We start from the raw sequence: 21,355 nt of genomic DNA, 5'->3' as shown, positions 1-21,355 counted from the left end.
TGTTTAACATCGGTGCTCACGCGGCAGGTATCCTTGCTGCATGAAGCCGTCAGTCCGAAGGATGATTTTGCGCATGCGCAAAATCACGCAAAGCGCAGGCTGTACCCGTCAGGGGCATGCCATACCGCAGACCGGGTGAAACCCGGTCTTCATCGCCCTGTGCGAAGAAAAACCCCGCAGCGCGGGTTATCATCAGACTTCAGTCGAGCCTATCCACTGTGCATTCAGGTACGCATCAGCGCCGTCATTCACGCCCTCCGGCTGTACTGACGTGAGCGCCTCATGAGTCCATCCCTGCTCAGGCGCGGCTTGCATATGCAACTTCGAGCCATCGAGCGAGCGTATCACGAGAGGAAAGCGTTTTAACGGGGTCAGGATGTCGGCTTCACCTTCTTTGATATCTGTAATATAGGTCAGCATGTGAAGTTTTCCGGTTCATCGTTTTTAAGGGCGCAAATGTAGCCGTAAGCGGATTGTTCATTTTCACCATACTTATGACTTTCATTGTGCGCGAGGTCGTATAAAACAGAATCCGCTTCCTCATCCGTTAAGGTGTAGTCGTGACGTTCTGCAATGTCGCGTACTTCACTACGCGTCCAGACGATAACTGAAATCACAGTGTCAGGGTAAACCTGTTGCAGGTATGCCAGAACTTCTTCAGGTGTGCCAACCATTGTTGTTGCTCCTTCCCGGATTACGGCGGGTGTCCGTGTGGGTGTAATACCCGGTAATAATGATCTTTGTTGCGTAGTGCCGGGCATCAGCCCGGCAGATGAAATTTATTTCCTGACGGCGCTTTTCAGCAGGGGGCGGTTATAGGTGACGGAATAAACGCTTTCAGTTTCGTTCTGGCGCATCGGCTCTACACGGGTGACGTTGTGGCACATATTGTTTGCCTGCATGATTTTTTCGACCTGCACAAACAAGCTGGCGGTTTCGTCATAGGGAAAGTTGAGCGTTCCTTTGTGACCAGACAGCTTAGGGATACCGGAGAAATAAAGGGCTTTGACGCCATTTTTGGAAAAAACGGATACTGCTACACTGTTACGGGCTTCGATCATGACAGCTACTCCATCCCGGATTACGGCGGGTGTCCGTGTGGGCATAACGCCCTGTTTCTGATAATAATTATAAGCGAAGACGTAAAAAAACGCCAGAAAACATTCACAATATGTAAATATAAATTCTAGCGTTTTGCCTGCCTGTCAATCAGTCGGTGCTTTCAATCCAGGCTAACCGGCGACGTTCTGCGTCCTCCAGTTGCGCCATATCAATTCGCCCCAGCACATAGTCAGGAATGTCATCCTGCGTCAGGTTTCCCCGGTCATCCACGTCATAGGATTGTCTGTATTTTCGGTCATAGACCGTGCGCCCCTCGGAGTGCCAGAATTCCTCTCCCTTTGTGGTAGTCAGCCTGTTTTCCTCGCGCTGGTTCCAGATCGCGGCCATAAAAAAGCCTGCGGTGATGGTCTGGCAATGAGGGCAGGCAAAATAGAAGTGTCGCTTCAGTTCATGACGCGTTGCGTATGCGCTTTTGCAGTTCTGGCATTCAGACAGCAAAAGGCATCCTGACGGCTTCAGTGAGGCGACATAACCAACAGCCTGCATTGCATAAAGAAACCCGGTAATGGTTTCATCAACCACTTGCTTATCGGCATCAGTCAGCCGTTGCCGTGCCTGTTCAAGAACAGATTCGGGAAATACCAGGGGGTAAAATTTATCAAACATTATCAGCCTCGTTATGGTCAGGGAGGGCGATCAGCCGCTCTCCGGTGTTGTACTGGTCAACAAGTGCCTGCATCGAGTCGCGGGTGTAGCCGTAAGCGCTGAGCGAATGGTCACTGGCGGTGATCGCCATCGTTCCGTTTTCAATCTGCACGAATGCTCTGATTGTGCCGAAGATGGCTTTTTTACCTGGTGGAAGCGTTTCAATCCTTCCGGGTTCAGTGAGGTCTGAACGTGGTCTGGTGTTGGCTTTACCGGCGCGGTGCTGGCCTTTTACCGTGTGCTTGCTGGCAGGTAAAAACTGACCGCCTTTATATTGCTGCCCGTTAATCCCGGTCTGACCGCCTTTCCTTGCTTTACCTTTCATTCGATAGCCCTGTTCGATTGTCATCGTGGCTGATTTGCCGTTAACCCAGCAGATGAAAAAGATTGTCCATAGGAGCCGCCGCAGCTACAGGCCAGCGTTCCTCATTAATGAACACGCTGAAGTAGTCAGGGGCATCGTTGTAAATCGCGGTTTCTTCTTCGGTCTTTGCGACAGCCAGATAAAAGCGATTATCGTTATCAGTCATCTTTCCGTGCTGGCAAACGTAGTAATAAAGATCGTCGATTTGATCATTGGTCAGCGGGGTAGCCGCAGAATTAGTACAGGCAACAGACTGAATTGAAATATTCATACTAAGCGCACTCCATCCCGAATAACGGCGGGTGTCCGTGGTGAAAATAGGGCGCAATGCCCCATTCAGCATTAGCGGTTGATAAAAACCATCACTTTCTCAACGATCTGCCGATGTGTCAGCGTATCCACATCACGCAGCGTAAAATAACGAAACTTCCCTTCTCCAGTGTGAATCTGGGCAAACATATCGGTGATATTGTCAGTGAAGCGTTCGCTGAGCATAAACGTAGTATTCTCATTGGATGAAACCCAGCGCAGGGGCGGCAGGACTTCGAGCATTTCTGTATAGCGGTTCAACGATATTTCAGTGACCGGCTTTACCGCCGCCTGATGCACTTCAAATGCCACTTCTTCCCAGGTCAGGATCTTGATGTTCGGAAATTCATTCTGATACTCGGTCAAAGTCTGTTTGCTGTATAAGCCAAAATAGTGATCGCTGGTTGGCGGTGTGGTGCTTTCAGGCTTTATGCAGACAATTTCCTGCGGCGTAAGACGACCGGGAATGTAAAAATACATATTGGTCATGCGAGGCAGATGCTGGATCGAGGTATTCATATTTATAATTCCATCCCGGATTACGGCGGGTGTCCGTGTGGGCGGTAACGCCCTGTTTCTGATACTAATTATAGCTAAATCGCCCGGATTCATCCAGTTTTATTTACATATTGTGAATTTTATTTAGCCTCGTTCCCGCGCCGCTGCCGAACCGTCCAGGAAAAAATCGGGGGTTCCCTTCAGGGTTCCGATTTTTATCCTTGACGGCCCTCCCGGTAATACCCTGCCGGATGGGGGAGGGTTCCCGCAGGGAGCCATCCCCCATGTAAGACCGCCGTTGACCTTCACACACACTCCCAGACAATCACCGGCGCTAATGGCCGCACATCTGCCCTGAAGTTCGCCCACGGCGAACGGTGAAAGCGCGGGGGCCATCAGGCCTCCTGAAGCGATGCCTTTGACTCTGGGTGACGGATGGACGCCCGAACGGGGCGAGACGCGCAGCGGCTCGATGCGAAGCACGACAGCCGGGTTTTTCGGCAGCGCCGGAAAACGCCCAATATAGGAAGACCTTTATCTAAGAGAATTTGAATCATATACGGAATAAGTTGTATGTCTGACTATACTTCGATGAACCAAACTCTACCAAGACGCCAATTAGTGGAATATGTTATGAGAGCTACCGCTGCTTTTTGCATATCTTTGCTGACTTTTAATGTATTTGCCGATCCACTTCCATTGCAGGATTTGGACGCAGCACTTCAGAAGCTTTTAGACGACGACCAGCGAGCCTTTTACGGGATACCCGAAAACATCCAAGTCCCAAAGCCTAACCCAAAACGCAAATCTCTCACTGCTCAAGTTAGTCATTCTCTAAATAAATCAAACTATTTATTCCCACATACTTTAAACAGTCAAGGTGAAATGGAATCTTTAAAAACTACAGCGCAATATTTAAAGCCATTCTCTTTTGGGACTACTCCCATTGGACCTCCTTGGAATTTTGTTAAGAACATCACTCTGATACCGCTTAAAATTAATTATGCCTCTGTAGGTGACTCAGCCATCCCGGATTCAATTTTTAGGGCAAAAGTACAGGGTTATAATTGCACTGAGCAAACCCAAACAATAACCGGTAAGATTACAAATACCTATAAAGCATCACGTAGCTCCGTTTTGAATTCAAATATTAAATCTGATTCAAAATTTGCTCTTGGTTTCCCTATTGGTAACACAGGAGCAACGGTAGGGTTTGAGAAGGCATTTAGTGTAGGCATTGGTGAAAACATAACGACTAACGAAGAACATACCCAATCGGATGAAGATGAAATAAATCAGCAGGTTCCCGCACACGTCAAACGCATTTACTACTTAGAGCGCATCGTCAAAACTGGTTACTATTACTTCGATGGTACTGTTCTTGCTGACGGAGATGTATCACCCAATCCTAGCCCTGAAAGTTCAGATCCATTTTGGGGTTTATTAAGCCAAACTCTAAGAAAACCTGAGTATAAAGACCCACAAAGACGGACTTTTCATGTTTCAGGTTATACATGGAATGCCAGTGGATTTGATAAAAATTACTACTGGATTGATGAGCCACTCACTGCTAACCAATGCAGCGATCTTGTTAAATCAATAGGGAAACCTTTTGCTGCTGTGCCTATCGTAGATAATGATTCCCAAGAGGTTGTATCACCTTTATTTAATGGAATGTTGGTCGAAACAGGCAATGTCACAGGAACAATCCTTGTTAGAGCAAAATCTAATTCGACCTTATCCTGCGATGTTTCATTCTCAACACTCAGCGAGCAAGCAAATGTCAAAGCGCCACCGGGCGAATGGTCGAATTGGGTTCCTTTAATTGCTCATAAATCTCGCGTTTCATATTCTGTTAATTATTCTATCAATGACAATGCACAATGTTCTACGTCGGTAGAACCGCAAATTAAATACATGAGAAGTATGACCATTCAAAACCCCAGCCCTACCTGACTATATGCGAGGCATAAGATATGGCAGACTCTGACCCGAATGTTTTAGGTTTAACCTGTGAGCAATGCGATGAAATGTTCCAGGAATGTATCAACGAAGTACCCGCCGATTCACCGTCAGGCTATGCAATATGTCAGCTTTTATGGGATGACTGCAAAAAAAACTGTCAGGGCGTATCATCACTCACGCCCGAAGATGTTGACAGAATAGTTCGCTCAAAAGCTGAGCTTCCCTAAGAACTAAGTTCTTTTGCATGAGGCCGTCTGTCCGAAGGATGATTTTGCGCATGCGCAAAATCACGCAAAGCGCAGGCCGTACCCGTCTGGGGCATGCCATAAAGCAGACCGGGTGAAGCCCGGTCTTCATCAGCCAGGCAATAAAAAACCCCGAATTTATCGGGGTTAGCATCGAGGCTTCAACGTTGGGTTAGATACCGGCCAGCCTGTAGGCTTCTTCCTCACTCCCTGCTAAACCAAACCAGACAACACGCGCACCGGGAAAATCCATTCTGATGCAAGAATTTATCGTTTCGTCAGAGCGAGCGGCACGTTCAGAGTAGACCGTCATACAGGGCTTACATTGTGTCGAGGCTATGCCGTTTATGTTCTGGCCGGGCATGTTGAACATGACAAATGTTTTGGTCTTTGGTGTGGATCGGGCTTCAGTCATGAGGCTAACAGCCAGGTCGAAACAAGTTTTCGACACGTCATAGAGCGAGCTATCTTTCTTCATGACGTATTCCATTTTCGTACCCGCTTTTGCGCGCTTAATGGCGTTTTCCCGGCTCTGTTCGTTCGTCCAGCGGTTGTTCTGTCTTGCGGTAGGTAATGCAACAGCACCGACCGCGTAACACTCCGGCAGGTATCCGTCATTAATGAGGGCTTCAATAAACTCCCTGTAGGTGACAATTGTATCTTTAAAGCGGATTTTCTTTTTCAGGTGGTTTTCGGCTTTTTTGGCTATTGCGCTATTAATTGGCATTATTTTTTCCTTCCCGTGTTCGGCGGGTGTCCGTTAAAGTATTTTTAGAATCGGGGGCTGAATGCCCCCGTATATTTCACTTTTGCATAAACGCCATGCAGCGCTCGATGATTTCACCGTGCGTCAGGGTGCAAAGGTCGCGGAGACGGAAATACCGAAACTCATTCGGTGCAACGTGTACACGCGCAAAAATATCCGTCACGTTGCCGCTATACCTTTCCATCAGCATGAATGACACTGTTACGCCCAAGTAGCAACAGTTCATCGGCGGGAGCACTTCGAGCACTTCTTCATATTTTTCTTCGGTGATTTCACTCACCGGCTGTCTTGCCGCGTCGTTCGCTTGTTGTTCTACTTCTTCCCATGTCAGCAGCAGAATTGACGGATGTTCTGCCTTGTATTCCTCCAGTGTTTTACCGGAATATGCGCCGCGATAAATATCACCGGCTGGGGTGGTATCGTCATAGACGCTGCCAGTCGGAATGATCGCCACGTCCTGTGGATGGCAGTTGCCGGGAATATAGAAATAGAGTTTAGGGCGGGTAACAGTTGCAGTAGTGTTTGGAGTCGTCATTTTGATATTCCATCCCGGATTACGGCGGGTGTCCGTTTTGGCTTAATGCCTTGTTTCTGATACTAATTATAGATAATACAGTCAGTTTTTGCCAATAAATATTTACATTATGTGAATTTAATTTGTGTTTATCCAAATCATACCGTTATAAAAAAGCCCGTTCTAAACGGGCTTTGAGATCTATTTCAACATCATTACAAAATCTTCTGGCGAAAGCGTTTTTTTGGCGTACTCAAAGAGGATGTTTCGCTTTTGCTTCATCACCTCGATTTGCTCCAGAGCATAAATCTTCGATGTCTCCGGCAGGTCTTGTAAATCGCTATGAATGCACTTGCTATAACAATCGAGCGTTAAAAGCATGCCGAGTACATCTGGCGAAACGTCATGCAGGTAGCGGTCGATAGGGGTGATCATCGAGATTCTTTCAATGTGCATAGGGAAAAAGTAACCCTGGCCGTTCTCTAACTCACGGATAGCAAAACCTTTGTGGCGGTAGTTAAAAACATACTTTGCCGTATAGTCCTGAATCAATTCCGGGATATAGGGGGCAAATGAGCCGAACAGATTGATAGTCGCCTGAGTCAGTTCGTCACGGCTGTTAAGCATAATAGTATTCATAATTTTCATCCTCCCGGATTACGGCGGGTGTCCGTGTGGGCTGTAACGCCCTGTTTCTGATACTAATTATAGCTAAATCGCCCGGATTCATCCAGCTTTATTTACATATTGTGAATTTATTTTTGCCCCGTTCCCGCGCCGCTGCCGAACCGTCCAGGAAAAAATCGGGGGTTCCCTTCAGGGTTCCGATTTTTATCCTTGACGGCCCTCCCGGTAATACCCTGCCAGATGGGGGAGGGTTCCCGCAGGGAGCCATCCCCCATGTAAGACCGCCGTTGACCTTCACACACACTCCCAGACACTCACCGGCGCTCATGGCCGCACATCTGCCCTGAAGTTCGCCCACGGCGAACGGTGAAAGCGCGGGGGCCATCAGGCTACCTGAAGCGATGCCGTTGACCCTGGGTGACGGATGGACGCCCGAACGGGGCGAGACGCGCAGCGGCTCGATGCGCAGCACGACAGCCGGGTTTTCCGGCAGCGCCGGAAAACACCGCCTGAGCATTCGTCTTTCAGAGAAGCTCTTTCAGTTCTCGTTGGATCAGTTTCTTAGCCTGCTGCCTGGCTTTATGTTTACTGGTGCGCATTACAGCGTCATAGGCATTACTTTTTCTGTACCCACGGCTTCGGCATAAAGAACAGGTACAGCCTTCCCGACTGAAGAACAGCCCGAACGGTTTCATAGTTGCTCCTTTACGTTATGGAAGTTGGTTTTGTTAATTCAGCGGCCACTTTCGGCCAGCGCTTCGAACAAACGTCTGACTTTCAGACGGTCATCAAACTTATTCAGCCAATACGCGAGCGTATAGCGTGTCCTCCTGAACTCCATGCGCAGCGTGTCACCCGTGCTCACCTCGGCGGCAATACCCAGAATAGAGAGTTGGACGAAAGCCATGTCAGCGGCAAAGGGGTCATTGTCAGTACAGGATACGAACAGTTCAGCGGAGGTGTTAAAGCCTGCATCAGCCAATCCATTTGCTATTTTGATGATCAACCCTCCTGAGCCTACAGCCGGTTCCTGGACGATGATGAAGCCATGCTTTTTGATTTCGCAGGCATAGTCATGTTTCATCAATTCAAACTTCAGGCTTGCAAGTGATCCTGGCGTGAAATACTGGCCCATCGCGGTATTTCCCAGTTCCAGAGCCATTACGCATTCACCCAGAAAATCACGGGGTTTTTCCTGTAGTACCTGCGGTAAAAGTCGGATCAACGTCTCCAGCATTTCCGCTTCTTTCATTGAGTAGTCGCCCTTCAGCTTGCGCGAATTCTCGTAACACTCAGGACTCAGGGCGAAACCTGGATCGATACGGTCAGCAGCGATTCGGCATAAGACCGTGAGCACATCGCGGGGTGAACGGTGTGCTGTTAGTTGTCTGACGACCTGCATAAACTGTGTTTCCGCTGATAGCACAAAGCCTCCTTTGTCAGGTTTTAGTAGAAGGGCGGTCGGATTCCGACCGCCATCCTTTTTGCGCATGCGCAAATCAACCTGTTCAGGTTTTTCAAAAATGAACGTTCTGGTTTGCCGTCAGCGTTGTTTCAACGGTTTCACGGGCGCGGGAAAGGATTTCATCGTGGGTTAGCGAATCTACGTCTCTGAATGTGGCGTAAATAGGCTGATCGTTCATGACCAATGCTGCAAAGCAGGTAACGATATCGGCAGCATTAAACTCACGACATTTAAACGAGCAGCCCAGGTTCGATTGGCACTCATCCATAATTTTCGAACGGCGGAACAGGTCAAATGTGCTTTTGCTGATCACCTCAACGGGCATACGGGCCGCAGCGCGAATCGCCGTTATGCAGTCATCCATATGCAACATAACGATCTGCGTATTTTGAATCTGAAGTTGTTCCAGCGTTTCCCCTGAATTCATTCCCCGATTTTGATTGCCGTCCACCTGTACTGGCTCTAATACGGAATATGAGCCTGGAATATAGAAATAGTGCATTTTCGTTCCTTTCCCGCTGGCGGGTGTCCTGTTCGCAATAATGAGTTACTAAGCCCGGTCAATTCGTCCGAAACCTGCGCTCTCGCAGATATAGCGCCATGCCATGTAAGTGATTTGTTCTTTACCTTCTTTCCAGCAAGCCACAACGGATTCTGCGTTACCTGTCATGACGGCTAACTGGCCCCATTTGATGCTTGCCCGGTTTAATACCTCCGTGATTTCATCGACGGTCGGCGGTGTCCAGTTAGCGAAATTGCGCAGAGTTTCCGGGCGTATCTGGACTTCCGGCTTATTGCTGTAACGTTGGTTCGGCTGTGACATAGTGATGCCTCCAGTTGCCCGGCCACCGTCAGGTGGCCGGTTCGTTTTAAATATGGCCGCGTTCTGCCATCGAAATGACGTCATTTCCAGCGACGATAAAATGATCCAGTGTTCTGATTTCAAATAGCTCCAGCGCGGTTTTAAGCCGTGCTGTGATGTTGATATCTGCGCGGCTTGGTTCTGGTGAGCCGGATGGGTGGTTATGCGCAAAAATTACCGCCTGAGCATTCAGCTTTAACGCTAACCTGGCGACTTCGCGGGGGCTGATTTGAACGGAGTTGATCGAGCCTGAATGGATGATTTCAAATGAAATTAACTGATTCAGATTGTCCAGATACAGCGCCCCAAAAAATTCTCTTTCCTGGTTCTGGAGGTGCAGGCGCAAATATTGTGTAACAGCATCGGGGCTGGTGAATGAATATGACGTTTGCTTAAGCCGGGACTCAAGGATGGTCATCGCCAGATTAATAATTGAGTCTTCATGATTCATTGCTGTTTACCTCTCCCGGATTACGGCGGGTGTCCGTTCGGCTTAATGCCTTTTGTGTACCGTCACTATAATACAAATTTGTATCATGACAAAGAAAAATTCACATAATGTGAATAAAAATAGCCCTGTAAAGGGCTATGAAAAATATCACGTTGCTGGCGTATTTTTAGACTGTTCGGCATACCAGGCTATGCGAAATTGCAGTGGCCGATACGCCAGGAAGCGGGGCGGTAACATGCGGTGATAGTAAGATAGTGAGTAATCAATTTTGTTGGCGTAAGAGCTAACCAATGCGCAAAAGGCATTGCTGGCCGTCTTATCCGATCCGTCGATAAGCGCACTGAGAATAATGTCCAGGCTCTCGCAAGCTTTTAGCAGAATGCTACGCGCGGGGATATCCGCTTTCACATTGAAATCAAAAACTGGCAAATCATGCTGTTGGATGATTGCGGCAAATTTCTCGCGAATTGCGACAACTTCAGGATCGGTGCAAACATAGGATAGAGTGGTCATCGTGTTTTCTCTCCCGGATTACGGCGGGTGTCCGTGTTGGCGGTAACGCCCTGTTTCTGATACTAATTATAGCTAAATCGCCCGGATTCATCCAGTTTTATTTACATATTGTGAATTTTATTTAGCCTCGTTCCCGCGCCGCTGCCGAACCGTCCAGGAAAAAATCGGGGGTTCCCTTCAGGGTTCCGATTTTTATCCTTGACGGCCCTCCCGGTAATACCCTGCCGGATGGGGGAGGGTTCCCGCAGGGAGCCATCCCCCATGTAAGACAGTCTTTAGCATTGCAGGCTCAGGCCAAAAGACAGCGAATGTGGTGGCGGGTTTTGTGGCCGCAGGTGTATATAGTGCTTATCCACAGAATCGGGGGATAAGTTCGGGAAAACTATCTGTTAACTTTGCACAAGACGATGCGGGTGACAAAAACAAAAAAACCCGCATTAGCGGGTTAAATTGGATGCAGCGGTATCGCAACGCTGCGGCACTACGGAATTTGACTACATTAACTGGCACGACGGGTTTACCGCGATACTGGCAGGATGCCAAACCTCATCAAATCCACAATATAAATCCTACTGGAACGGCGTCCAAAGTCAACGTTTATCAGCGTCTGTTATGTCCGTTGCATTTGAGCGAGGATGGAAGCCCGTAAGGGGCGAGACGCTTCGCGACTCGATGCGCAGCACGACTGCCGTTTTACTGGCGCAGACAGTAAACGCTCCCGACTTCACTGGTTTCATCCGTTGTGGTGCGTACTTACTTTGAACACCGTATATCGCCTGCCTCATTCCGCAACATTACGTTGTCTGCTCCGCCATTATTTGATTTTACCAATACTTTATAATTAGCATGGCTATGCTCATCCTGACAATTCCACACATCAACCCGCATCGAACTGGCGGTTTGCTCGTCACTTTTACCCGATACCAAATGATCAAAAGCAAGAATAATGACCGAAAAAATGCAGGCAAGGATGAGGGTATTCCTTAACGAAGTTGACATAAATACTCCCTTTTTTATTACCCTAATAGATTACGCACGGCGACAGCTATTGAGGAAGCCCAGCATATCTGTGCCATTTTTTGAGACATAGAATTTCACCATCCGGTCATTAAATTCCTGCGCCTTTGCTGCCGGAATGCTGATAGGGTCAAATCCATGTTTCATCAGCCAGCCGTTCATCATGTGTCGGCTTGTACGCTTGTTGCCATCAAAGAAAAACTGCTGCAACGCGCCAAACAAAAACATCACCAGTGCGCCCTCATATGGAGGCAGCGTTTTGATGTGGCGTACTCCTTCAGCGAATACCTGATTAAGCACAGGAGCGCCTGGTATTGTCGGTAGTGGATTATGCTCGCCCTGTTCACCTAACGCGACATACGGTGTATATCCTGTTTCCTCCCCCTCCCCACGGAATACGCCCCACTCAAGCGCTTCATTTCGCGCAACAATGCTGTGCAACAAAGTGATCGTCCACTTGTCCAGGTCGAATTTCCCTGTTTTGACCAGCTCAATTAATTTTTTACCGCTATCAGCCAGATTAGTAACCTGTTCAGCATCAGACAGTTTATGACCGCCAACAGTGACGCCATCGAGCAAGGTCTGCACTTCAACATAGGTGAAAGGGTTGTTTTCCAGCTTAGCGGCATCCCAGACAAAAGAAGGAAGCTGCTGCTTGTAGATACTGAGAGCACGACGCGTATCGCCAGGCATGACAGATGGCAGTATGCTGGCTTCCCAGGTAAAGCCTAAAAGGTCTTCAGTCAACGTTTTCATTTTATCCAGCCTCTTTACCGTGATGCCTCACAGACATTTTCAAGCAAGCTTGCCAATCCAGAACTGATCGTCCAGGAACATACGTCCCTGACGGCTGTTTGCATATTCCCCTTCCCGTAGCGCAGTGAGGTCAGCGTAGTGCCATTTCTTTTCAGATTGCACAACAACGCGTTTATCCGGGAAAACACGGCAGGATTGCTGAATCACCTCGTAGGAACCGTCATTCAACTCCAGAACCCGAAAGATAAACTGCTTCGTGTTTTTGGGCACGATATCTTCAAATAGTGTTTTCATACGCTTACATCCGTTAATGGTTTTAAGCAGGGATTTTAAAACGATAATCATGGCGAGTCTCCTTTTTCGGCCAGCATTACTGCTGGCCGCTTTCATCAGAATTTGTAGGTGGTTGAACGGATGGCTTTAACCAGGTGCTCAGCGGCTGCTCGCTGGCCCTTCGTTGTGGCGATAATTTTCCCTGTCTCGCGGCTAACACAGCTATCAACCCAGTTCTCGTACACGAAATAAGTCTCCCGCGCAGCCATGTTCTTTTTATCGCCCATCGTTTCCAGTCGTTCGACTAACTCACTAACTGTCATTTCCTCAAGTAGCTGCTTAACAGCGAAACCAAAGGCATGTTCCATTACTGATGTAAATGTCAGCCACTCCTGGCTGTATTCGCCGTAAGTAAACCCGCAGGTATCATTGAGGCCGGTGAACTTCACCCACGCATCCCAGATTAACTGCATTTCCTGCTCTGTACGCCTGATTGGTGCGCCCTCAACCACATAGCTACTAAACCGCTCTGTGGCATCATGCAGAGATTTAAACGATACCCACTTGTTGCCGTTTCGCGTAGAGACAGCATTCCGTTCAAAGTCTACTTTTTCTGCCAGAACCGGGTTATTCAGAATGACGCGTTTAACTGTCTGACCGATGACGTTCGTCTGATCATAGGCAATGTTAATCGCAGCGCTGGGCTTAGAGGCATTACCGTTAATATCAGCAAAAAACTGCTGACGTGTTTCAATCGGCAGGTTTTCCGTAAGCATTACGGTCACGCTGTGATGACGAATGTCCGGCATGATATCGAGCACTTCACGAATGCCAGCCTGACGGTGCTGGCCGTCAAAAAGGCGAATTTGTGCATCCATTGGGATTGTCACGTAGCCCACAAAGGACTCGTTCATGAGATTCAGCGTAAGCTCACCATCACAATTACCAATAAGCGGAGGGATGATGTAATCAGTTCCTGATTTAACCGCGCCAACCACGTAATCTGCAAAGGCTGACGCACGACGACGGTTCAGTTCGCGCTGTGACCGCTCAAGCGTATGCCCTTCATTATCAAGAGATAGAAAACGGCTCAACGCGCCAAACGACACCTGCATGGTGATAATACGCTGCTTACCCTGAAAACCGACAACACACGGATAATCAAAGCCAATGGTTTTTGAAATTGCTGAAGGGGCAGTAACTACTTCGCTCATTTTGTTTGTCCTTCCCGGATTACGGCGGGTGTCCGTATGGGCGTAATGCCCTGTTTCTGTTTCTTATTATACGCGATCTGGCTAATCCAACAAGAAAACATTTACATATTGTGAATTTATTTTTGCGCATGCGCAAATCACTTCAGTAGTTTAGCCATCGAAATACCGCTGCGGCTGGATAGGCATTCACCAGAGTCAAACCGGCCTCCCGGAAAAACGTCATCCATTGTTGGGGGGTCAGGTGGCCGTGCTGCTTTAAGAGGCTGATGACCTGTATACGGGATAAAATAACAGCCCCTCCGTCCGGGCCTCCATTTTCACACTCATCATAAACATCGCTGTATTCGTACATGCTAATCACCTTAAAAACGGAACTTATCTGAAGCAATTTACAAACACCACATCCCCCATCCAGCTATCAAGCTTGCCGTATGCAGGTTGTGAATTCGGGTAACTAATCAGACAGTCGATAATAGCCTGCTCAACACTTTCAGACTCGACATCACAAAGCGCTCCCTGTTGCTCAAAGTAATGCGTAACACGAACGGGATAGCCATTGCGCTTCGGATTTGGGGCCACGACGAAAACACGCTTTTCGCATGAGAGTTCGATCCCATCATGACTGTGATAAAGAGCGAGCAATGGCTGAATCTGCTGAACGTTCCAGACGTCAATTAAGTCAATGCAGTCCCAGTTAAATCCAGGATGTACCTGGATAAACTCGTCAAACGAGCCGATAACTGAATCACTGAAAAACTCTCGAAGTTCATTCATACCACCCTCCATTCATGATAGTTAATTGTATCATGAAAACATGATATTAGTTCGATTTATTTACATAATGTGAATAAAATTAGGTATACTCACGAAAGCACTTTTTACCTGTGAAACAGAAGGAGGAAGGTATGAGGATTCTGCGTAGCCAGGTATTCCGGTCGGCCCTGGAGCAATACCCTGCTCAAAAGGATGATATCGCCGCCATGCTCAGTTTTCTGAGCCGGATCGAGATAAAGACATCCAGTGACTTAACTGCGCTATTTCCCTACGCATCGACTGATGAATGCGGAATTACGCAAATCGGGTTTGCAGGCAGTTTTGCTGGAGGCAATTTAATTTTTACAGGCAGGTTTAATTATCCCGGTCAGTTCGTTATAGCTGACGATATCCTGCCAGCAAAAAGCTAATGAGGATTCATGGATAAAAATAAATTGAATGAAGGTCTGGGCATACTGCTTATCGAGCTACCCTGGCTTGAGGGTATCAAGGATGATAACGACTATCAGGAAGCGTTAGCGGCCCTTTCTGACTTAAGCGGGGATGATACGACTCCGGGCATCCTGCTAAAAGTAATGGCAAATTGCATTGCAGAATATGAAGCATCACGCATACCTGCGCTACTTATTGGCCCTGACGGCATGATGAGTCATGGTGCTGATGCTCTGATGACTCTGATGCGTCACCGCAAGATAAAAGGGCAGGAACTGGCTGAAGCTCTGGAACTAAGCCCCGCGCTTTTGTCATCGCTCCTGACTGGAAAGCGCGCTTTAACGATCCCACACATTTGTAAGCTGGCTGATTTCTTTAGTGTCAGCAAGTCAGTGTTTATCTGAGAACGCGGCAGACGTACAAAATTTATTTTTGTGCGCCTGCCGGGTTGGACAAGCCGCAGGCACGTCAGGATTTTACGGCACAATAACTCCTACCTACCTAATCAAAATCGAGCAAAAAAAGCCCTGTATTTAGGGGGCAGTTTGCGAAACGGAAATTATTGTACGTTTAGTTCATTGTTTAACCAATCAAAGATGATAGGAGTGAGTAATGGCGGTAAGGCTTTATTACAATGCAGCAGACGCGCGTGCGCGTGCCAGCGATGCTTGGCATGATGAATGGATAAGCAAAAGTGGGTTGAAAGCGCGGTTCTGGACTGATAAAGCGATCTCTCAATTCCTCGGACTGCCTAAAAAAGCAGGCCCAATACTGGCCTGGAAGCAAAAGGACGTGGAAAAGGTCGAGAGTACCCATGAGTTTCAACAGTGGCTGGCAAAGCGGCGCGAGTGGCTGATAGCGCACGGAAAATTACTTACTGACGAATAAATACCGTCGCTGTAACGAATTATCGCATATAAGTTATCGCCTTTGCGGTATCGCATTTAGGTAATCCGATTAAAATATAGCACCCTTGAAACACCTATAGCATGGGAGTACACCCTATTGCTACAGGTAAGCCTGTTCAAAAAACTGGCTTACCGTACAATAATTCTCTATATCCAAACTGACCCCAATTAGTGTTATCCGTAACGGTATTTATTTTGATATCACCGGCAAAAATGATCCGCCTTAAAATATGTTAAGCCGTTTAATAAATGCCGTCCCAGGATATTTTCGTTTAATCATGGATTTATTTTCCATGAAAATCAATTTGTGTTTTTCGTGATTTGCGTTAAGTTCAATAAAACCTAACTTAACCCCTTTGCTGTTATAGCAAGCATATCTTCTTTTATTGATCATATATCACAACCAGCCGGGGGTTAAGGCGTCGAGTAGATGCGCTTTTCTCAGCATACGCTGGCGACTCTCGAATAAATCTTTATTTATAATTCCTTTGTTCTTAAGGTAATTATAAAGTTCTTCTGGATAAGATTTGTCAGTGCAAGCTCGTTCGCGAATTTTACACACATGCTTATACCAATCAGTAAAAACCAATGCGTCTTTAACAGAACTAAAGCTGACTGATACTAGTTCTTGGTTGAATGTAATTTCAACCCGTTTGTATTTGGCAATCACTTTCATGATTATCTCCGGTTATGGGCGTATTGCCCCGTTACATATAACCTTATCATCGGTGATATTCAATGACAAGGTAAAATTCACAAAATGTAAATTTATTTTCTTTGCGCATGCGCAAAGCATCCTATGCCGCATGGAGCGAAAAAATGCTAGTCCTGGTGGCTACTGAGCGTGTGCAACTGCTGGTAGTATGCTGGTTATTTCTGGAGAGGTTACGATGACTTACTACGTTAATGATACGCACCGTATGGTGACATTACTCATATGTGGTACGTATGCTGATGCTACTATCTATGCAGCGTGGGCAAATGAGCAACTGGATGCAAATCAGATTCAGGTTGAGGCGAAATGCCATGCCCTCATTAAGAGCGGTGACGAACTGCTGGGCTATTTCGGTTTCTCAATTGATACTCTGGTAGACACGTTGTTTCTGATGCTTCCTGCACGTTCCAGAATTCACTCAAATATGGCTCTAATTAAAACCCTAATACGGGAGCCTGAGTTATCTAAGCGTCAGTGTTGTATACGAGAAAGAAAAAGCCCAACACACTATAGCAGGCTCAGTAATATTTTAAGCCTGCATGCAAAGTGGGTCAGCGATCTGTCCGGCGGTAGAAACCCCATGCGATTACTCAGGGCTATCAGAGGTGATCTTTGATCAGAAACCTAAACCAAAAAGATTGTCGATTTACAACCTGGGAATAATGTTTCCACACAGACAGAACGGGCTTGATAATTATAGTGTGTCACGTATCTTCCACTGCCAGACTTTAATGCTGCTTCCGACAGCTTCTTCTGTACGCAGTTTGTTTCTGACAGGTCGCCAAACAAGTGACGAGCCAGGATCATCGCAACATGAACATCATTGTTATTCAGAAGTTCGAGCACATCTGGCTTTATTTCAGGATGTTTGGATAATTCAACGACCGCCGTGGGAGTGACGTTCGACAGGTGCGCTTTCAGCACATCCTCTGTTACTTCTTTGGCAATAGTATTAATGGAAGAATGCACTTCACTTTCAGTGAACTGAAATACGTCTGATAATGCCATCGTCAGAATATGAACAAATGACTTTGGCGACTTCGGCAGGAGCAAAATCATGTCCTGTGTGAAATCATCAATTATATAATTCTTTCTGGTTACAGTTTTACATTTACGGACTTCCCGGATATTGCTGAGCATGCTAACCTCAATATAATTATCGTACTCAATTCAAAGGGTAATATATATGGCAAAGCTATCCTTTACAGAAAAGAAGAAACTTGAGGAAAGCCTGAAATATGTTCCTTTACCCAAAATGTGCGATACGGAAGATAACCTATGGATAAAGACTTATCTTAAACGTCTGCCTGAACGTTATCGGCAGGAGGTCGCAAACCTTTATAGTATTATTTTCCTAAGAAAGCTGCATGACAGGAACCTTCATGACCTCAAACGTAAAGGGGAGGCCAGAAGGCATGCCAACGCACTGCTGCATAATATCGTGCATCTGTATGAAAAGAGCAACAAAAATGAATATGATTGTTAACACAATCACGTAAAAACAATATTCCCGTTGCATAGGTAAGTAGCGAAACCAACTTTCTCTAGTTCCTTCACTGAATCAGCTATTTCACAGTCTAGTTTGAACATAGCTGTATCAACTTCCAGTGCCGCCTGACGGTCAGCTTCAGTAAATAACTTATTATTATTCAGTGCATTGTCTATCAATGGTTGTATTTCGCGCGTTGTGGCAAGCCCAATTAGCAACGTTGGTATGTTTACGAAATCTAAATTGTTACCTTTGTAAAATATTAAGATCTTAGATGATATATCAGGGTTACTAAATGATTTAAACCGTGTCCGATATTCCGTCCTCGATTCGTGCTCCCGCTTAAAGCGGTATGCTTTTTCCAGCCATTCACGCCACTTCCCGCTGTATTGCCCGATATCTGCGCCACGCTCTGCGGCTGAGTAGCCCCAGAACGCCCATTCTTTATCGGTAAACGGAATTTTACCCAACCCCTCAGTAATTGAGAGGGCAGTTACGATGGCCCACTGTGGAACATCAGTCGTCCTACCCCAACGGGCGATGGTGTTGCTGCCAGGCGGGGTTAGGTTCTTTCGTAGCCCTAGCTTAACCGCACTGTGCGTGAGTAGTGCAATTGCGTCAGCGCGGGTAAGCTCCCTTACCCGCATCATGTAAGAGAGATAGACCGATATTGGATATTCACGATCTTTCAGTAAGAGCGAGTACATTGCCTCACTCCTTGTAAATGACGGTCTTGTAAACGAAATCGCTTTCATTTGCGAGTTTGACCACGCCATCAACGGATACCCAGACGAAACCACTGGTTTCCTTATCAGCCATATCAGCGCCGATCACATCTTGTGAAACATTAACCAGCAGTTCGCATTTCACGCCGTTCACCTCTCCCCAAATTGTGGCTTTGAGCATCCCTTTTGAAGGTTTTTTGGCACGGTTCGGACTTGCTGGTTGAGTGGTTTTCTCTGACTCGTTAGATCCTTTTTTGAGCCATTGCAGGAAGCCCTTAACGTCCTGGTATTCCTCTACACTGAGTGAATCATTATCGGCGGTGACAGATTCAGCCCATTCACCCAGGAGTGACTTTACGTACCTAACTGCATCGTCTTCTGTGGCATGAACTGGCGAAACGCTGAACGTTTTATTCGACGTGATGCCGTGTTCGAAAATGGTTTCCAGCGCCCCCAGGAATCCCTTATCAGTCTGCTTGACCAGCAGGTTAATCCGGCCCGTCTTAAACTGATAGTCCATGTAGGCAATAGCGACATTTTCATCATCTACTGAGTCGTCTGAAGCTGAATCATTTTGCGCATGCGCAAAATCGTTACCGGTCTTCCCTTCTGCAATGACTGGGACTGGAGCCGCAACAGAGCCAGTTTTCTTCGCTCGGCGCACCGTTGCGCGATCCAGCTCCGTCTTTTCCACAAGTTCATTGAACAGTTCAGGCTGGGATTCCTGGATTTTAACGAGTGTCACCAGTGTTTCGATATCTTCCGTTCTGCCCGTGTTGATGATCTCTTTGATTTCAGGGGAAGCATTACGCAGCGATAACAGGCGTGATACCGTAGTATTCCCCCCTTTGAGGCCCAGACCTTCGGCAATTTCCTGTTGTGAAACAGTTACACCGGCCTCTTTAGCCATGTCGATGTAATTACCAATAAAGTTAGCCCGGTCGATGATCGACATGTTATCGCGCTGGATATTGTTTTTACCACGCTGCCAGTAATTGATGTGGGCTGGCTGGTCGGCCAGTTTACGATCAACCAGTACCTTCAGTCGGAAATCCGGTTTGGATTTAATTGCCTGTTTTGCCGCTTCGTGTCGCGTTGCGCCATGCTGAATACGGTAGCCGTGCTCGTCTTTCGGATACACCTGGCAAGGCTCATGCTGTCCTTCTTCCGGGTTCAGAAAATCTCTTACGTAAGACGCCACTAACACTGGGTCAAAGGTGGTACGCGGGTTTTCTGCATCGGTATAGCATTCGTCAGGATGCACAAAGAGCAACTGCCCGGCATTATTCGCGCTGTTCTGCTGTGCAACCTGAGAAATGCTGCTAAGTGAACCTGCTACATTATTTTTCTTAAAGCTCATTATGCCACCTCGTTAAAAATATGATTTAAAACCGCTTTCATTTCTTTTGCCGCCGTTCTGCCATTGCCATCGCGATATTTCCATACTGGCTTGGAGTCGCTAAGTGTTGCGCCGGTAGGCGAACGGTATGGCAACAATGGCGTGATGTTCAGCCCTTCAAAAGAAAGTAACTGGTCATAAAATTCCTTGTCGCGTTTGCGGCGCGAATCATACTTATTTGGAAGAACGATACAGGCTGGCATTTGGTAAATATCATTACCTGCTTCATTGTTCAGGTGAGTGACCAATTGAGAGGTAATGGTCAGCACATCAACTACGCCATTAATTGAAATTTTGTTCAGTTCGCTGGTCACAACGGTTGTGGTTGATGCCAGCAGGGATGCCTGCTGGCGGTTCCCTTCGCTCGGTGGTGAATCGATAACAATCAGATCGAATTGTTCACGCAGCGCGGCCATATGCTTCGCCGGGAACGTATAAATCCCCTCACTAAACGGAATACCATCGACATCTTTCATAAAGTGGTCGGCTGGAAGGAAGAAGATATTTTCGTCCAGTTGGTAAATTGTTTTTTCAATCCCTTCCTCGGTAAACAAATCACTGGCGGTCGCGAATTCTGGTAATTCAGGCGTAGTTGAGCCGGTGAAAACTTCAGTCAGGTGTTTGTCGAAGTCGATACCGAGAACCTTAAGACCAAGCTCTGCGGCGTACCAAATTTGATGGGCTGCGGATGTGGTTTTACCGACGCCACCTTTTGCGTTGCCGTTAGATATAACAGGGCATTTTGCACGGATGGCTTTTAAAACTGAGTCACTGAGGGTTGAAACCTTCAATGCCACTGCGGGTTTGCGCTTCTGCTGCGTCTTTGTCATTCGACAAATCTCCGGTTATGGATTTCTTATCCCCGTCAGCACTTGCTGACATTCAAAATATAACAGATAAGTGTTATAGAATACAACCTGAAATTTTCACAATTTGCGCATGCGCAAAAATGAAAGTTTTAGCAACCTACTGATATTACTAATAGCCTGTTGACGTCTCACACGTTTATGATACATATTTATATCATGTAAATATGTAACAGTAAACCGTTACAGGAGAGAGCCAGTGTTAACAGAGAAACGCCGCCGAGGGCCACCTAAATCAGATACCGCCCCCTGAGTGGGAAAGAGCGAGCCAGACGGCACAGGAATAAAATCAAGGAAACTGGAGGCACTGAAGTCAGGACGTGCTTTGATGTTGATGAGTTGAATGTACTCATGGAAGTTAGAGAACGGTGGAGTTTACCCCAGGCATCGAGCCATGCCGACATTATCAGAGCTATGGCGGTTGTACTGGCGGGACACACA

Annotated in this window: 34 protein-coding genes; 8 read left to right on the top strand and 26 right to left on the bottom strand. The window is 47.0% G+C overall.

Features of this window, described 5'->3' with window-relative positions:
* Positions 1 to 192: 192 nt before the first annotated feature.
* From D8682_RS00765 to D8682_RS00735, 7 genes are all read right to left on the bottom strand, one after another.
* Positions 193 to 420, bottom strand: a complete 228-nt coding sequence (locus D8682_RS00765; protein WP_121813094.1) for a hypothetical protein — start codon at positions 418 to 420, stop codon at positions 193 to 195.
* Positions 414 to 674 carry a DUF1380 family protein gene (locus tag D8682_RS00760; RefSeq protein ID WP_121813093.1) on the bottom strand — a complete coding sequence of 87 codons (261 nt, stop codon included), beginning with the start codon at positions 672 to 674 and terminating at the stop codon, positions 414 to 416. The genes D8682_RS00765 and D8682_RS00760 overlap by 7 nt, the downstream gene beginning before the upstream one ends.
* A 105-nt stretch (positions 675 to 779) precedes the next feature.
* On the bottom strand, positions 780 to 1,061 hold the full coding sequence (locus D8682_RS00755; protein ID WP_121813092.1) for a hypothetical protein: 282 nt from the start codon (positions 1,059 to 1,061) through the stop codon (positions 780 to 782).
* A 148-nt stretch (positions 1,062 to 1,209) separates the two neighbouring features.
* Positions 1,210 to 1,728 carry a hypothetical protein gene (locus D8682_RS00750; protein ID WP_121813091.1) on the bottom strand — a complete coding sequence of 173 codons (519 nt, stop codon included), beginning with the start codon at positions 1,726 to 1,728 and terminating at the stop codon, positions 1,210 to 1,212.
* The gene (locus D8682_RS00745) at positions 1,721 to 2,092 is read right to left on the bottom strand and encodes a hypothetical protein (protein ID WP_121813090.1); all 372 of its coding nucleotides are present in this window, start codon (positions 2,090 to 2,092) and stop codon (positions 1,721 to 1,723) included. Before D8682_RS00745 ends, D8682_RS00750 begins: the two co-directional genes overlap by 8 nt.
* A gap of 40 nt (positions 2,093 to 2,132) precedes the next feature.
* Positions 2,133 to 2,402 (bottom strand): hypothetical protein, encoded by a 270-nt coding sequence (locus D8682_RS00740; protein WP_121813089.1) that lies wholly within the window; start codon positions 2,400 to 2,402, stop codon positions 2,133 to 2,135.
* A 71-nt stretch (positions 2,403 to 2,473) separates the two neighbouring features.
* The gene (locus tag D8682_RS00735) at positions 2,474 to 2,959 is read right to left on the bottom strand and encodes a DUF1419 domain-containing protein (RefSeq protein WP_238392751.1); all 486 of its coding nucleotides are present in this window, start codon (positions 2,957 to 2,959) and stop codon (positions 2,474 to 2,476) included.
* Positions 2,960 to 3,511: 552 nt separating this feature from the next.
* Between D8682_RS00735 and D8682_RS00725 the strand changes: the two genes are divergently transcribed.
* Together D8682_RS00725 and D8682_RS26570 are read left to right on the top strand one after the other, a co-directional pair.
* Complete coding sequence (locus D8682_RS00725) at positions 3,512 to 4,894, top strand: hypothetical protein (protein WP_121813087.1); 1,383 nt, start codon at positions 3,512 to 3,514, stop codon at positions 4,892 to 4,894.
* A gap of 20 nt (positions 4,895 to 4,914) precedes the next feature.
* Positions 4,915 to 5,130 (top strand): hypothetical protein, encoded by a 216-nt coding sequence (locus tag D8682_RS26570; protein ID WP_162302948.1) that lies wholly within the window; start codon positions 4,915 to 4,917, stop codon positions 5,128 to 5,130.
* 190 nt (positions 5,131 to 5,320) lie between these two features.
* Here D8682_RS26570 and D8682_RS00720 read toward each other — a convergent pair whose 3' ends face one another.
* From D8682_RS00720 to D8682_RS00710, 3 genes are all read right to left on the bottom strand, one after another.
* A complete protein-coding gene (locus D8682_RS00720) occupies positions 5,321 to 5,875 on the bottom strand; it encodes a hypothetical protein (RefSeq protein WP_121813086.1) in 555 nt (184 codons plus the stop codon).
* 76 nt (positions 5,876 to 5,951) lie between these two features.
* Positions 5,952 to 6,449, bottom strand: a complete 498-nt coding sequence (locus D8682_RS00715; RefSeq protein ID WP_121813187.1) for a hypothetical protein — start codon at positions 6,447 to 6,449, stop codon at positions 5,952 to 5,954.
* Positions 6,450 to 6,629: 180 nt separating this feature from the next.
* On the bottom strand, positions 6,630 to 7,067 hold the full coding sequence (locus tag D8682_RS00710; protein ID WP_121813085.1) for a hypothetical protein: 438 nt from the start codon (positions 7,065 to 7,067) through the stop codon (positions 6,630 to 6,632).
* A gap of 389 nt (positions 7,068 to 7,456) precedes the next feature.
* Between D8682_RS00710 and D8682_RS26565 the strand changes: the two genes are divergently transcribed.
* Positions 7,457 to 7,702, top strand: coding sequence for a hypothetical protein (locus tag D8682_RS26565; protein WP_162302947.1), 246 nt, complete (start codon positions 7,457 to 7,459; stop codon positions 7,700 to 7,702).
* Positions 7,703 to 7,788: 86 nt separating this feature from the next.
* Here D8682_RS26565 and D8682_RS00700 read toward each other — a convergent pair whose 3' ends face one another.
* The 11 genes from D8682_RS00700 to D8682_RS00650 form a co-directional block, all read right to left on the bottom strand.
* Positions 7,789 to 8,481, bottom strand: coding sequence for an N-6 DNA methylase (locus D8682_RS00700; RefSeq protein ID WP_238392750.1), 693 nt, complete (start codon positions 8,479 to 8,481; stop codon positions 7,789 to 7,791).
* Positions 8,482 to 8,572: 91 nt separating this feature from the next.
* Positions 8,573 to 9,022 (bottom strand): hypothetical protein, encoded by a 450-nt coding sequence (locus D8682_RS00695; protein WP_121813084.1) that lies wholly within the window; start codon positions 9,020 to 9,022, stop codon positions 8,573 to 8,575.
* A gap of 48 nt (positions 9,023 to 9,070) precedes the next feature.
* Positions 9,071 to 9,343: a hypothetical protein gene (locus tag D8682_RS00690; RefSeq protein ID WP_121813083.1), complete on the bottom strand. Its 273-nt coding sequence runs from the start codon at positions 9,341 to 9,343 to the stop codon at positions 9,071 to 9,073.
* 46 nt (positions 9,344 to 9,389) lie between these two features.
* Entirely contained in the window at positions 9,390 to 9,833 is a 444-nt protein-coding gene (gene radC, locus D8682_RS00685) for a DNA repair protein RadC (protein ID WP_121813186.1), read from the bottom strand.
* A gap of 147 nt (positions 9,834 to 9,980) precedes the next feature.
* Positions 9,981 to 10,346 (bottom strand): hypothetical protein, encoded by a 366-nt coding sequence (locus D8682_RS00680; RefSeq protein ID WP_121813082.1) that lies wholly within the window; start codon positions 10,344 to 10,346, stop codon positions 9,981 to 9,983.
* Between the two features lie 753 nt (positions 10,347 to 11,099).
* Complete coding sequence (locus D8682_RS00675) at positions 11,100 to 11,345, bottom strand: hypothetical protein (RefSeq protein ID WP_121813185.1); 246 nt, start codon at positions 11,343 to 11,345, stop codon at positions 11,100 to 11,102.
* A gap of 30 nt (positions 11,346 to 11,375) precedes the next feature.
* Positions 11,376 to 12,110 (bottom strand): Fic family protein, encoded by a 735-nt coding sequence (locus tag D8682_RS00670; RefSeq protein ID WP_370090662.1) that lies wholly within the window; start codon positions 12,108 to 12,110, stop codon positions 11,376 to 11,378.
* A gap of 48 nt (positions 12,111 to 12,158) precedes the next feature.
* Entirely contained in the window at positions 12,159 to 12,464 is a 306-nt protein-coding gene (locus D8682_RS00665) for a hypothetical protein (RefSeq protein WP_121813183.1), read from the bottom strand.
* A gap of 44 nt (positions 12,465 to 12,508) precedes the next feature.
* Complete coding sequence (locus D8682_RS00660; RefSeq protein WP_121813182.1) at positions 12,509 to 13,606, bottom strand: DNA sulfur modification protein DndB; 1,098 nt, start codon at positions 13,604 to 13,606, stop codon at positions 12,509 to 12,511.
* Between the two features lie 142 nt (positions 13,607 to 13,748).
* Positions 13,749 to 13,958 (bottom strand): hypothetical protein, encoded by a 210-nt coding sequence (locus D8682_RS00655; protein ID WP_121813080.1) that lies wholly within the window; start codon positions 13,956 to 13,958, stop codon positions 13,749 to 13,751.
* 23 nt (positions 13,959 to 13,981) lie between these two features.
* Entirely contained in the window at positions 13,982 to 14,380 is a 399-nt protein-coding gene (locus D8682_RS00650; RefSeq protein WP_121813079.1) for a hypothetical protein, read from the bottom strand.
* A 131-nt stretch (positions 14,381 to 14,511) separates the two neighbouring features.
* Between D8682_RS00650 and D8682_RS00645 the strand changes: the two genes are divergently transcribed.
* The 3 genes from D8682_RS00645 (at position 14,512) to D8682_RS00635 (ending at position 15,700) form a co-directional block, all read left to right on the top strand.
* The gene (locus tag D8682_RS00645; RefSeq protein WP_121813078.1) at positions 14,512 to 14,790 is read left to right on the top strand and encodes a hypothetical protein; all 279 of its coding nucleotides are present in this window, start codon (positions 14,512 to 14,514) and stop codon (positions 14,788 to 14,790) included.
* Positions 14,791 to 14,799: 9 nt separating this feature from the next.
* Complete coding sequence (locus tag D8682_RS00640; protein ID WP_121813181.1) at positions 14,800 to 15,216, top strand: type II toxin-antitoxin system HigA family antitoxin; 417 nt, start codon at positions 14,800 to 14,802, stop codon at positions 15,214 to 15,216.
* Between the two features lie 208 nt (positions 15,217 to 15,424).
* The gene (locus D8682_RS00635) at positions 15,425 to 15,700 is read left to right on the top strand and encodes a hypothetical protein (protein ID WP_121813077.1); all 276 of its coding nucleotides are present in this window, start codon (positions 15,425 to 15,427) and stop codon (positions 15,698 to 15,700) included.
* A gap of 417 nt (positions 15,701 to 16,117) precedes the next feature.
* Here the strand turns inward: D8682_RS00635 and D8682_RS00630 are convergent, their stop codons facing one another.
* Positions 16,118 to 16,396: a hypothetical protein gene (locus D8682_RS00630; protein WP_121813180.1), complete on the bottom strand. Its 279-nt coding sequence runs from the start codon at positions 16,394 to 16,396 to the stop codon at positions 16,118 to 16,120.
* A gap of 214 nt (positions 16,397 to 16,610) precedes the next feature.
* On the opposite strand from D8682_RS00630, the gene D8682_RS00625 reads away from it, so the two are divergent.
* The gene (locus D8682_RS00625) at positions 16,611 to 17,051 is read left to right on the top strand and encodes a hypothetical protein (RefSeq protein WP_121813179.1); all 441 of its coding nucleotides are present in this window, start codon (positions 16,611 to 16,613) and stop codon (positions 17,049 to 17,051) included.
* A gap of 8 nt (positions 17,052 to 17,059) precedes the next feature.
* Here the strand turns inward: D8682_RS00625 and D8682_RS00620 are convergent, their stop codons facing one another.
* A complete protein-coding gene (locus D8682_RS00620; protein ID WP_121813178.1) occupies positions 17,060 to 17,575 on the bottom strand; it encodes a hypothetical protein in 516 nt (171 codons plus the stop codon).
* Positions 17,576 to 17,621: 46 nt separating this feature from the next.
* On the opposite strand from D8682_RS00620, the gene D8682_RS00615 reads away from it, so the two are divergent.
* Positions 17,622 to 17,921 (top strand): hypothetical protein, encoded by a 300-nt coding sequence (locus tag D8682_RS00615; RefSeq protein WP_121813177.1) that lies wholly within the window; start codon positions 17,622 to 17,624, stop codon positions 17,919 to 17,921.
* A 5-nt stretch (positions 17,922 to 17,926) separates the two neighbouring features.
* Here D8682_RS00615 and D8682_RS00610 read toward each other — a convergent pair whose 3' ends face one another.
* From D8682_RS00610 to D8682_RS00600, 3 genes are read right to left on the bottom strand one after another with little or no spacing between them, the layout of a single operon-like run.
* On the bottom strand, positions 17,927 to 18,631 hold the full coding sequence (locus D8682_RS00610; RefSeq protein WP_121813176.1) for a hypothetical protein: 705 nt from the start codon (positions 18,629 to 18,631) through the stop codon (positions 17,927 to 17,929).
* Between the two features lie 4 nt (positions 18,632 to 18,635).
* Positions 18,636 to 20,009, bottom strand: coding sequence for a KorB domain-containing protein (locus D8682_RS00605; RefSeq protein WP_121813175.1), 1,374 nt, complete (start codon positions 20,007 to 20,009; stop codon positions 18,636 to 18,638).
* Positions 20,009 to 20,878, bottom strand: a complete 870-nt coding sequence (locus D8682_RS00600) for a ParA family protein (RefSeq protein ID WP_121813174.1) — start codon at positions 20,876 to 20,878, stop codon at positions 20,009 to 20,011. Before D8682_RS00600 ends, D8682_RS00605 begins: the two co-directional genes overlap by 1 nt.
* Between the last annotated feature and the right edge of the window lie 477 nt (positions 20,879 to 21,355).

Origin of the sequence: Buttiauxella sp. 3AFRM03 (genome assembly GCF_003675305.1) — a bacterium.
Classification (GTDB): domain Bacteria; phylum Pseudomonadota; class Gammaproteobacteria; order Enterobacterales; family Enterobacteriaceae; genus Buttiauxella; species Buttiauxella ferragutiae.
The sequence above is the reverse complement of the archived record's forward strand: the minus strand, read 5'-3'. Positions and strand labels throughout refer to the sequence as shown.

Coding starts and splice junctions, on each gene's coding strand:
- D8682_RS00720 (WP_121813086.1), bottom strand. CDS start 5,875: ATGCCAATTAATAGCGCAATAGCCAAAAAAGCCGAAAACCACCTGAAA.
- D8682_RS00745 (WP_121813090.1), bottom strand. CDS start 2,092: ATGAAAGGTAAAGCAAGGAAAGGCGGTCAGACCGGGATTAACGGGCAG.
- D8682_RS00760 (WP_121813093.1), bottom strand. CDS start 674: ATGGTTGGCACACCTGAAGAAGTTCTGGCATACCTGCAACAGGTTTAC.
- D8682_RS00675 (WP_121813185.1), bottom strand. CDS start 11,345: ATGTCAACTTCGTTAAGGAATACCCTCATCCTTGCCTGCATTTTTTCG.
- D8682_RS00765 (WP_121813094.1), bottom strand. CDS start 420: ATGCTGACCTATATTACAGATATCAAAGAAGGTGAAGCCGACATCCTG.
- D8682_RS00650 (WP_121813079.1), bottom strand. CDS start 14,380: ATGAATGAACTTCGAGAGTTTTTCAGTGATTCAGTTATCGGCTCGTTT.
- D8682_RS00660 (WP_121813182.1), bottom strand. CDS start 13,606: ATGAGCGAAGTAGTTACTGCCCCTTCAGCAATTTCAAAAACCATTGGC.
- D8682_RS00725 (WP_121813087.1), top strand. CDS start 3,512: ATGTCTGACTATACTTCGATGAACCAAACTCTACCAAGACGCCAATTA.
- D8682_RS26570 (WP_162302948.1), top strand. CDS start 4,915: ATGGCAGACTCTGACCCGAATGTTTTAGGTTTAACCTGTGAGCAATGC.
- D8682_RS00710 (WP_121813085.1), bottom strand. CDS start 7,067: ATGAATACTATTATGCTTAACAGCCGTGACGAACTGACTCAGGCGACT.
- D8682_RS00615 (WP_121813177.1), top strand. CDS start 17,622: ATGGCAAAGCTATCCTTTACAGAAAAGAAGAAACTTGAGGAAAGCCTG.
- D8682_RS00640 (WP_121813181.1), top strand. CDS start 14,800: ATGGATAAAAATAAATTGAATGAAGGTCTGGGCATACTGCTTATCGAG.
- D8682_RS00750 (WP_121813091.1), bottom strand. CDS start 1,728: ATGTTTGATAAATTTTACCCCCTGGTATTTCCCGAATCTGTTCTTGAA.
- D8682_RS00715 (WP_121813187.1), bottom strand. CDS start 6,449: ATGACGACTCCAAACACTACTGCAACTGTTACCCGCCCTAAACTCTAT.
- D8682_RS00735 (WP_238392751.1), bottom strand. CDS start 2,959: ATGAATACCTCGATCCAGCATCTGCCTCGCATGACCAATATGTATTTT.
- D8682_RS00620 (WP_121813178.1), bottom strand. CDS start 17,575: ATGCTCAGCAATATCCGGGAAGTCCGTAAATGTAAAACTGTAACCAGA.
- D8682_RS00655 (WP_121813080.1), bottom strand. CDS start 13,958: ATGTACGAATACAGCGATGTTTATGATGAGTGTGAAAATGGAGGCCCG.
- D8682_RS00665 (WP_121813183.1), bottom strand. CDS start 12,464: ATGATTATCGTTTTAAAATCCCTGCTTAAAACCATTAACGGATGTAAG.
- D8682_RS00695 (WP_121813084.1), bottom strand. CDS start 9,022: ATGCACTATTTCTATATTCCAGGCTCATATTCCGTATTAGAGCCAGTA.
- D8682_RS00600 (WP_121813174.1), bottom strand. CDS start 20,878: ATGACAAAGACGCAGCAGAAGCGCAAACCCGCAGTGGCATTGAAGGTT.
- D8682_RS00630 (WP_121813180.1), bottom strand. CDS start 16,396: ATGAAAGTGATTGCCAAATACAAACGGGTTGAAATTACATTCAACCAA.
- D8682_RS26565 (WP_162302947.1), top strand. CDS start 7,457: ATGCCGTTGACCCTGGGTGACGGATGGACGCCCGAACGGGGCGAGACG.
- D8682_RS00605 (WP_121813175.1), bottom strand. CDS start 20,009: ATGAGCTTTAAGAAAAATAATGTAGCAGGTTCACTTAGCAGCATTTCT.
- D8682_RS00690 (WP_121813083.1), bottom strand. CDS start 9,343: ATGTCACAGCCGAACCAACGTTACAGCAATAAGCCGGAAGTCCAGATA.
- D8682_RS00740 (WP_121813089.1), bottom strand. CDS start 2,402: ATGAATATTTCAATTCAGTCTGTTGCCTGTACTAATTCTGCGGCTACC.
- D8682_RS00645 (WP_121813078.1), top strand. CDS start 14,512: ATGAGGATTCTGCGTAGCCAGGTATTCCGGTCGGCCCTGGAGCAATAC.
- D8682_RS00680 (WP_121813082.1), bottom strand. CDS start 10,346: ATGACCACTCTATCCTATGTTTGCACCGATCCTGAAGTTGTCGCAATT.
- D8682_RS00755 (WP_121813092.1), bottom strand. CDS start 1,061: ATGATCGAAGCCCGTAACAGTGTAGCAGTATCCGTTTTTTCCAAAAAT.
- D8682_RS00625 (WP_121813179.1), top strand. CDS start 16,611: ATGACTTACTACGTTAATGATACGCACCGTATGGTGACATTACTCATA.
- D8682_RS00635 (WP_121813077.1), top strand. CDS start 15,425: ATGGCGGTAAGGCTTTATTACAATGCAGCAGACGCGCGTGCGCGTGCC.
- radC (WP_121813186.1), bottom strand. CDS start 9,833: ATGAATCATGAAGACTCAATTATTAATCTGGCGATGACCATCCTTGAG.
- D8682_RS00610 (WP_121813176.1), bottom strand. CDS start 18,631: ATGTACTCGCTCTTACTGAAAGATCGTGAATATCCAATATCGGTCTAT.